Origin of the sequence: Paraliomyxa miuraensis (assembly GCF_026337845.1) — a bacterium.
GTDB lineage: Bacteria > Myxococcota_A > Polyangia > Nannocystales > Nannocystaceae > Paraliomyxa > Paraliomyxa miuraensis.
Map to the genome: position 1 here is coordinate 704,048 of NZ_JAOVZF010000162.1, position 9,132 is coordinate 713,179.

Genomic DNA, 9,132 nt, shown 5'->3' on the forward strand with positions numbered 1-9,132 from the left:
CGCTCACCTCATCCGGGGTGGCCCGCTCCAGGGCGCTCGAAGTTCGCCATGCGACGGATCCACCACACGAGCGCGCTGGCCACCACGAACAGCCCCAGGCACAGCCCCCACCACACGCCCTGCAGGCCCCAGCCTTCCGCGGCCGCGAACGCAGCCAGCGGCAGCGCGACGAGGTAGTAGCCCACGAAATTGAACACCGCCGCGGGGCGCGTGGCGCCGAGTCCTCGCAGCACGCCTCCACCGACTGCTTGCGTGCCGTCGAACAGCTGGAACGCCGCCGCGATCGGCAGGATGCTGGCCGCCAGCCCGATCACCGCCGGATCGCTGGTGTAGAGCCGCGGAAGCTGCTCGCGCAGCACCACGAACGCCGTCGCCCCCACCACCATCACGCCGCCGCCGAGCATCAGCGCCAGCGTGGCGGAGCGCCGCGCCGCGTCGGACCGGCCTGCGCCGAGCAGGTTGCCCACCCGCGCCGATGCCCCCTGGGAGATCCCCATGGGCACCATGAAGCTCAGCGACGCCAGGTTGAGCGCGATGACGTGAGCGGCGAGCTCGGCCTCGCCCATGGTTCCCGCCATGAGCGTGGAGAACTGGAACGCCCACATCTCCAGCCCGTACTGCAGGCCGATCGGGATCCCGTGCCGAAGGATCTCCGCCAGACCACGAAGGTGCAGCGCCTCGGTCGAGGGGCGCTCCCATGCGTCGCGGAACAACCCGGCCCCCCACGTCCACAGCACCAGCGACAGCAGCAGCACGCAGCGGGTGAGCCCCGTGGCCAGGCCCGCACCCGCCAGGCCCATCGCAGGAAGACCCAGGTTGCCGAAGATGAGCGCCCAGTTGGCCACCACGTTGAAGACGTTGGCCAGCAGCACCGCCGCCACCCCCGGGAACACCACGCCGCGCCCCTGCAGGTACTGCCGCAGCGCGTAGAAGCCGAGCATCGGCCACAGCCCGAAGATCTGGATCCCCACGTAGTCTCCGGCCGCAGCGGCCAGCTCTGGCGCTTGTCCCAGCGCGAGCAGGCCCGACGTGGTCAGCCACCAGCACAGCGCCAGCGGGGGCGTGACGAGCAGCGACACCACCACCCCGCGATGCAGCGTCAGCGCCACGCGTCGATGGTTCCCTGCTCCGTGGGCCTGCGACACCACGGGATCCATCCCCATGACCACACCGATCCCGAACACGGCGGTGCCATACGTCCACAGCGAGCCGAGCGCGGCGGCATCGAGTGCGGTCGTGCCCAGGTGGCCCACCATCATCGTGTCGACCACGCCCAGCATCATCATCCCGAGCTGGGTGACGGCCACTGGCAAGCCCAGGCGCAGCAGCTCGCGCAGCTCGACGATGCGTGGGATGGGCTCGGTCATGCGGGCGGCGCACTCTAGCAGCGCGCCGCCCCCTGGCCAGTGGTCACTCGTTCGAGCCAATCGCGGCCAGCGTGCCCCGTCCCGGCGGCGCGGCCATCAGCTCCATCATCATGTCGTCGCTGATCCCCTCGACCACGTCGGCGCTCTTGCCGTCTTCGGGGGGGATGAGCCGGACCGGATAGCGCAGCACGTAGACCTTGTCGTCGAGCTCCGCCGCGGGAATGTCGAGCGCCCAGGCGGCTTCGGTCAGGCACGCCACGAGCTTGTCGTCGAGGGCCTTCAGATCGAGCCCAGCCGCTCCCGCGAGCATCACCTCGCCCTTGGCGACCTCCATGTGCAGCACGGCGCGACCGCCTTGCGCGGGGTCGCGGCCGAGCGCGTGGTTGTAGCAGACACGCGCTCGCGGCAGCACGCGGATGGTGAGGTAGTGCCGGAAGATCTTGCGATCGAGGTAGCCCTTGCGCTCCACGCCGCCGCGCCCCGCGTGGGCGATCCCCAGCTGAGCGGTACGCTCGTCCTCGGCTTCGTACCAGGGCGGGCGGGCGTAGCCCTCGCTGGCGGCCTCGTTGGGGGCCGCACCGACGGCGGCCGCCAGCGCCTGGGGCAAGCGCTCCTGCTCGTCGGCCCGAAGCTTCTGCGTGACGTGCTGCCCCCCGAGCTCGCCGAGCACGTCCACCGCGGCCGCGGGCTTGCCCACGTAGTGCCCGGTGAGCAGCACGAAGTTGCCGGCGACCAGACCGGTGGGTGGAGGCTGATCGAGGGTCATGCTCTCGGGCAGGCTCACGTCGAGCTGCCCGAGCACGCGGGGCGCCGCCAGCAGCTCGGTGTCGGTACGACCCTGGAGCTGGGCCACGCTCTCCAGGCTGATGCGGGCGCCCAGCGCCGCCGCGATCCTGGCCATGGGGTGCGCGGGATCGAGGCCCGAGCGCACGAGCAGCGGGTCGTCGACCACGAACAGCACCTCCGGCCGGGGCCCTCGCCGTCCCACCGCCTTTTCGAATGCGCGGTTGACCTGCTCGGGGTCGAGGCTCACCGGGAGCATCCCGTCGGTCACCACCACGATCATGGGGCGCTTGGCATGCTGGGCCTTGGCCCGCTCGACGGCCTCCACCAGCGTGGCCACGAGGTCGGTGCCCGGCTCGCGCTCGTTGGCATCGAGGGCTCGCTGCAAGGCGGTTCGCGCCGCGGAGTCTCCAACCCTGGGCGCATTGCCCTTGGGCAGGTCGATCAGCGGAACCACGCGGCGAGCGAAGCCCAGCGCATCGAACGTGGTGCCCGTGGGCATCGCGTCGAGCAGCCCCATGAACATCCGATGGGTCTGGCCCTGTAGCATCGACGACGTGCTCAGCGAGCGGTCCACCGCCAGCACCACGTGATCGGGTCGCGGGGGGGCCGTCTGCCCGAGCCGCAGGTACACCCGGAACTCGCCGTCGTCGAAGCCGGCCGGGCCGGGGGTCAGCTCGTAGTGCCCCTCGAGCACCGACTGCTTGGCGAGGTGGGCCGGCCACTTCACCGTGATCCCGTCGCGACCTCCCGTTGCGATGTAGGGCTTGCCGCGATTGCTGGTGTCGTCGGCCCAGAACGGCTCGTTCTTTCGCAGCCCCTTGACCAACACGCGTCGATCGACCGCGAGGTTGATCTGATCGTGCCCGCGTGCAGGGAGATCGAGCTCCCAGTTGTTGCCTCGCAGGCGCGGATACACGGTGACCACCAGCTCGACCTGGATGGTGGTGTTGGGCTCGAGCCCGAATGCCACCACCTCGGCCGCCGGCAGGCCCCCGCGCGCGAGCGGAGGCAACGAGCGCGCGAACACGGTGCCGGGATCGCGACGCTGGGGCTCGTCGTGGATGACCGTGCCCATGCCGTCGGTCCACTGCCCGTCGCGTGCCACCCGGATGCTCCGCAGCAGCGACGTGGCCGGCAGCGCCAGGCTCTGCACCGCATCGCGCTGGCTGTTGCTGGCGTTGTGCAGGGCCGTCCTCACCCGCAGGGTGGCCGAGTAGCCGTCGGAGGCGTCGATGATGGTCTCGTACGACAGCTCCTCGACGGCGATGTAGCCGCGCTCGTCGTCGCCTTGCTCGGCGCTGAGCTGGTCGGCCGAGGCGCCTCGGGGCGCCAGGGAGCCAGCCATCGCCAGCAGGGTCGTCAGGGCCAACCGAGAGGCGAGAGCACGCACGGGGCCAACGTTAGCCCAGATCGACGAGATACGCCCGCGATGGTGCGGGATCCACTTCCGCATGCCCCAGCTCACGGCAGGGCGCGACCGCGTGTTCCCGCCCGGCCGGCATGCCGGGGCCCTGGGCGCCTGGGGCGCTCCCGGAAACCCCGCATGTCCCCGCGGTGTCGTGCGTGGGCACGTGTGCGCAGCTGGGCGTTGCGCCGTGACCTTCGGGGACCTCAGGTCGAGGGGGTGGGGGATGGCTCCGAGCTCGTCTCGCCCTCGTCGCGCCGAGCGACCACCACCTGCGATTGCACGCCAGGCCCCAGCGCCACGTCCTCGAAATCACCCGTGTGGCTCTCGAGCCGCAGGCCCGCGGTGGCCACGAGCAGCCGGATCTCCTCGGGAAAGACCTGCCGGTGAGCCAGGTGCACCAGCTTGAGCGGCTGCGGAGGCGGCACGAAGCGGCGCCCGGGCGTCGGCGCCTCGTCGTAGTAGAGCTTGATGTGACACACCTGCGTGCCCGGGTCGTAGCGGTGGTTGGTGGAGTACACCAGCTTGGCGCCGGTCTCGGGGTGGGTGAACGGCGTCACGGCGTAGCGCTCGTCCTCGTCCCAGGTCAGCCACTCGAGGTCGGGCAGCTCCACGTCGAAGGCGAACGTCCCTCCCGGCACCAGCACCCGCTCGACCTCGCGAAAGCAGGTCAGGAGGTCCTGCCAGGTATAGAGGTGCATGAGCGCGTTGAACGGGGAGATCACCATCCCCATCGAGGCATCGGGGATGGGGAGCTGGCGCATGTCGGCCACCGTGGTGCGGATGGAGCCCTCGAGTCCCTCTGCCTTGGCGCGTCGTCGCAGCGCCGCCAGCATCGGCTTCATGCTGTCGAGCGCCACCATCGAGTGCCCGTCTCGGGCCAGCGGGCACGTGATGCGGCCCGTCCCTGCGCCCAGCTCGAGGATCGGCTCGGTCGGGGCGCGCTCGCGCGCGAGCTTGCGATACCACGACAGATCGTTGCTTCGATCGGCATACTCGAAGTCGTAGAGCGCGGTGTCACGGTAGTGATCCACCGTTCCGCGACGCAGCAGCTGCTCGTGCTCCGCCTCGCGCCGTGTCGATCGTCGGCCTCGCGACACGGGAGCCCTCATCCGTCCTGGGGGGGCGCTGCTTCGCGACCGTCGCCTTCGCCCTTCTTGGGCCGCCGCCCGCTGCGACGGCGACGAGAGCGCTTGCGCCCGGTCCGCTCGCCCTTGGCCGGGGTGGCCGACTCCTCGGGCAGCGTGGCCAGGGCCTTCCAGCGGCGGAGCTCGCTGCCTCCATCGCCGAGCGCCCGCACCGACACGCCCATGAAGATCAGCGCATCGTGGAAGTACTGCCGCTGGGCCATCGAGCTGCGGCGACGTCGTCGGCGCTGCTCGGTCATGCGGCGGTGCGCCATGAGGATCTGTCGGGCCAGCTCGCGATCGCGCCGGGCCACGCCGAACGCGGCGCCCACCGGGGTCATGGCGTGCTCGATGGCGCGGTCGAGCTGCTGGCGCGTGCCCTCGGCCATCTCGTCGGCGATGAGCGGGGCGAACAACACCGCCTGCAGCACGCCGTTGACCACGTCCTCCTGGGTCTGTCGGATGTAGTCGTCGAGGGCATCGAGGTAGCGCCAGAGCAGGTCGGCGGCGTCGGGTGAGGTCGGCTCGTCCGCGTCGTCGTCGTCCGCGTTGGACTCGCCCGCCAGGCTGGTTTGGAGCGCTTCGATGCCGTCATCGGGGCCGAACTGCTGGGTGTAGTCCGGCATGATTCGGTGCAGCAGCCCCGCCTCGAGCAGCAGCTCGAAGCAGCGGCGGGCGGCACCGCTGCGCAGCAGCTTGTAGATCTCCTCGAGCAGTCGGGCGCGGCTGCTTCGCACGATGTCGGGGGCGACCTCGAGCAGGGCCTTCCAGGTCTCGTCGTCGATGTGGAAGTCGAGCCGGGCCGCGAACTTGATGGCCCGGATCATGCGCACCGGGTCCTCGCGGAAGCGCAGCTCCGGGTCGCCGATCGTGCGCACCACCCCGCGATCGAGATCGTCGAGCCCATCGACGAAGTCGACGATGCGACGGTCCTCGACGTCGTAGAACAGGCCATTGATGGTGAAGTCTCGGCGTCGTGCGTCGTCCTCGACCGTGCCCCACTCGTTGTCGTGGGTGATGAGGGGATCCTCGTCGTCCTGGGGTGGGGCGGTGCGGAAGGTGCTGGTCTCGATGATCTTGGGCCCGAAGAACACATGGGCCAGCTTGAAGCGGCGCCCGATCACCCGGCTGTTGCGGAAGGTCTTGCGGATGATCTCGGGCGTTGCGCTGGTGGCGACGTCGAAGTCCTTTGGGGTGCGGCCGAGATAGAGATCGCGGACGCAGCCGCCCACCAGGTAGGCCTCGTGGCCGGCCTGCAAGAGCCGTCGCACCACCTTCATGGCATCGGGGTCGATGTGGCCGAAGATCTGCTCGACTCCCGTCGGTGGCTTGCTATCGCTCATGCACTCGCGCGAATCCCTGTACCACAATTGCGACCGTTCTCGGAAAAGCCAACGATCTCAAAGTCGTAGGTCCTGCGAGAACCCATCCTGGCCGCGCCATGGATGCCCGGCCGGGCCGGGTCGTCGCGGGCGAGATCGATGGCCGTGAAACTTCATGTTCCACGCCGCCCTTGATCGCAAGCCCCGCGGTGCTATTCATCTGTACAGGTTCGCCCATGAGTTCAGGGTTCACCTGTGTCCACGCGTTTCGCGCATGCCATGGCCTTGCGGTGGTCGTGGGGCGTGGATCGGCGAGGGCGCCCGGAGACGACGAGGATGTAGGGCTGGCGCTGGGGGCCACGCTCGGGGAGCGCGAAGCTCGGGGAGAACCGGCCCGCACGGTGGTCCTGCGGCTCACCAATCGCGACGATGCGGCATGGGCCCGTCCGGCGGTGGAGTGGCTGGCCGAGCGCGGGCGCCGGGTGCTGGTGCGCAGCGGGGTGGTGCTGGGCCGCGAGCTGGTGCAGTCGGTACGCCGCTGGGGTGTCACCGCGGTGCTCGAGCTGGCACATCCGCGACCCGCGCATCAGCGAGCGCTGGTGGGCCCCACGGCCGAGCCGGCGGCGGCGTTGTTGCTGCATGCCCAGCACCTGCGCAGCCTCGACATCGAGGTCGCCGTGCACATGGGCCCGCTGATGCCCGTGGTGCACGACCAGCATCTCGAGATCGTGGGTCTGGCTCGGCACATCGCGGCCGCCGACATCCGCGACGTCCACTTGGCGGTGGGGCGCCTCACTCCTGCCCGCGGTCGCGCCCTGGCCGAGGTGCTGGTCCATGGACAGGCGGGTGCACTCTTGCGAGCGTTTGGCATCGGCCCATGGACCGACGACCCATGGGCCACGTTGCCCAAGAACGGCGCCCGGCTCTCGGGGCTGGCGGCCGCCACCTTGCGGCACGGCGTGCGCCGTCACGTGGAGCAGGCGGGGCTGCGGGTCGATCACTGCGGGTGTCCGGCTCAGTGTCACCTCGATCCCGAGCTCACGCCGCGGTTCGTCCCGCTGCTCACCTCGGATCTGTTCGAGCACACGGCCTGAGGGATGGCGCCCAATCTTCGCAGCCGGCGACGTCGTCGCGATGCGGTGCGGTGATTGGGCGCAACTTCTGCACGGAGCCTGGTCGCGGACGTCGGCCACCATGCAGGCATGCTGACGCCCACGGTTCGCTCGGTGATGACCCCGGCGCCGGAGGTCATCCGTGCCCAGGCCGACTCGGCCACCGCCTACACGCGCATGCAGGCGCTCGGGATCCGGCACCTGCCGGTGATGGATCGCGATCGCCTGGTCGGCGTGCTGTCCGAGCGCGACCTTCGAGGGGTACGGGCGTTCCTCGACCATGCGCCCGGAGAGCTCGGCCCCCCGGTGGGAGAGTTGTGCTCGCGTGAGTTGTTGGTGGTCGGTCCCGACGATCCGCTCGACGAGGCGGCCACGCTGATGGCCGATCGCCGCGTGGGTGCGGCGTTGGTCGTCGATGGCACCGAGCTCGTGGGCATCATGACCTGCGTCGACTTGTGCAAGGGTCTCACCGACCTGGTCGCCCGCCTTCGCGCCGTCTCGACCCCCTGACCCGTCCCCGGCGCTTGCGAGGTGTCGCCCGGAGCGGTCGCCGTCTTCGCGTCGCTCGTGCGCTGCGCAGCATCGATGGCTGCGCGCCCCGAGTCGTGGCCGAGGCGCCGGTCCTTCGGGAGGGGCGTGGCTCTGGCCGCGAGGGGTCGGCAATCGATGCGGAGTTCGAAACGCGTCGAGGGTCCTGGGAGCCGCGAGCAACCCCGTGAACGCGTGGTGCGGGCCAGGCCCGCCGCGCAACGAATTCAGGGCCATTGAAATCGATGCATAGCGACCTGGTGGTGGGTGCGTGATGGGCAGATCGTGGGCCAGGGGCCCACGAGCGGGCGTCTTGGGGTATGCTGGTCGACGGCGATGGCACGGTTGGATCGTTCGATGAAGGGGTCGCGGCGCGGCCGTTCGTGGTTGGGTGCATGGTCGGGCGCGTGGCTGGGTTGGCTGGCGCTGACGGTGCTGGTGGTGCTGGGCAGCGCCCGACCGGGTGAGGCGAGGCTGCGACCGTACTACGTGCTGCACACGGCGACGGAGGCGGCGGCGGTCAAGCCTCGCATCCTGTTCGTGCTCGACACGTCGGGGTCGATGGGCAACCAGTCCAAGCAGGGGCTGACCGAGTGCGCGTGGGAGGAGTGCGAGAACCCGGCGCTGTACGGGTCGCTGCAGGAGAGCCGCATCGGTGCGGCCCGGCGGGTGATCCACGAGGTCGTCGAGTCCACTCAGAACGACGCCAAGTTCGGCCTGATGACGTTCGTGCAGAACGGCGAGCACAAGTACAACAGCACTCCCCCCAAGTGCACCGAGGGAGGGATCGACCAGCGCTTCTTCTGGGTGACGCACCACTTCTACACCAACAGCCCGCTGGAGATCACCCGCGACGGTCACGTGGGCGTGTGGCGACTGTGCCAGGGCAACAACATCCGCCCCTTCGCGTACCTGCGCTGGGACGACCTGGGGGTGGGCTCGGTGATCACGAGCAACGACGAGACGGGCGACGTGCCGCCGTCGCCGCTCATCAGCAAGGCCCAGGCCGACGTCACCAACATGGCCAATGCCAACCGCAAGGTGCAGTGGTTCCACAAGTTCGTGGGGGTGCGGTTCCAGCCCAACGCCACCACCGACCCCGACCAGGAGATCATGCACCTGTCGGTGGGCGACTACGGCGACACCGACCCGGAGAAGCTGGCCGACGTGTGGGGCCACGACTTCTACTACTGGCCCTACGTCGACGGGTTCCCCGGCTACGCCAACATGCGCATCGAGCCGGAGAACACGGGCCCCAGCCCCAACCTCGCGGGCATCGCGGCCAAGCAGACGTCGGGGCAGTCGGGCAAGCTGTTCGCGCCGTTCTACATCGACCTGAGCGGTACGGCGATCGTCCCCGACACGGACACGCCGTCCAGCCGGGAGCAGGCCCACGAGCGGGTGCTGCAGCACACCGCGCCGATCATCGAGGGTGGCGTGGACGCGGCGGGCTTGACCCCGTGGTACAGCACGATCGGCGCGATC

The 9,132-nt window shown here is 70.0% G+C and carries 7 protein-coding genes; 3 read left to right on the plus strand and 4 right to left on the minus strand.

Annotation, left to right across the window (positions count from 1 at the left end; genetic code table 11):
• Nucleotides 1–8: 8 nt before the first annotated feature.
• The 4 genes from OEB96_RS40240 to pcnB form a co-directional block, all read right to left on the minus strand.
• Nucleotides 9–1,367 (minus strand): MATE family efflux transporter, encoded by a 1,359-nt coding sequence (locus OEB96_RS40240; RefSeq protein WP_266222231.1) that lies wholly within the window; start codon nt 1,365–1,367, stop codon nt 9–11.
• A 43-nt stretch (nt 1,368–1,410) separates the two neighbouring features.
• Complete coding sequence (locus tag OEB96_RS40245; RefSeq protein ID WP_266222232.1) at nt 1,411–3,498, minus strand: vWA domain-containing protein; 2,088 nt, start codon at nt 3,496–3,498, stop codon at nt 1,411–1,413.
• 266 nt (nt 3,499–3,764) lie between these two features.
• The gene (locus OEB96_RS40250; protein ID WP_266222233.1) at nt 3,765–4,658 is read right to left on the minus strand and encodes a class I SAM-dependent methyltransferase; all 894 of its coding nucleotides are present in this window, start codon (nt 4,656–4,658) and stop codon (nt 3,765–3,767) included.
• A gap of 8 nt (nt 4,659–4,666) precedes the next feature.
• Nucleotides 4,667–6,028, minus strand: coding sequence for a polynucleotide adenylyltransferase PcnB (pcnB, locus tag OEB96_RS40255; RefSeq protein WP_266222234.1), 1,362 nt, complete (start codon nt 6,026–6,028; stop codon nt 4,667–4,669).
• A gap of 215 nt (nt 6,029–6,243) precedes the next feature.
• Here pcnB and OEB96_RS40260 point away from each other — a divergent pair, with 215 nt between their 5' ends.
• The 3 genes from OEB96_RS40260 to OEB96_RS40270 all read left to right on the plus strand — a co-directional run.
• Nucleotides 6,244–7,101, plus strand: coding sequence for a hypothetical protein (locus OEB96_RS40260; RefSeq protein ID WP_266222235.1), 858 nt, complete (start codon nt 6,244–6,246; stop codon nt 7,099–7,101).
• A gap of 108 nt (nt 7,102–7,209) precedes the next feature.
• The gene (locus OEB96_RS40265; RefSeq protein WP_266222236.1) at nt 7,210–7,629 is read left to right on the plus strand and encodes a CBS domain-containing protein; all 420 of its coding nucleotides are present in this window, start codon (nt 7,210–7,212) and stop codon (nt 7,627–7,629) included.
• Nucleotides 7,630–8,004: 375 nt separating this feature from the next.
• On the plus strand, nt 8,005–9,132 hold a 1,128-nt coding region (locus tag OEB96_RS40270), incomplete at its 3' end, for a VWA domain-containing protein (RefSeq protein ID WP_266222237.1).

What these genes read in the sequence shown, in the direction of transcription:
- pcnB (WP_266222234.1), bottom strand. Translation starts at nt 6,028, where the DNA reads ATGAGCGATAGCAAGCCACCGACGGGAGTCGAGCAGATCTTCGGCCAC.
- OEB96_RS40265 (WP_266222236.1), top strand. Translation starts at nt 7,210, where the DNA reads ATGCTGACGCCCACGGTTCGCTCGGTGATGACCCCGGCGCCGGAGGTC.
- OEB96_RS40245 (WP_266222232.1), bottom strand. Translation starts at nt 3,498, where the DNA reads ATGGCTGGCTCCCTGGCGCCCCGAGGCGCCTCGGCCGACCAGCTCAGC.
- OEB96_RS40240 (WP_266222231.1), bottom strand. Translation starts at nt 1,367, where the DNA reads ATGACCGAGCCCATCCCACGCATCGTCGAGCTGCGCGAGCTGCTGCGC.
- OEB96_RS40260 (WP_266222235.1), top strand. Translation starts at nt 6,244, where the DNA reads ATGAGTTCAGGGTTCACCTGTGTCCACGCGTTTCGCGCATGCCATGGC.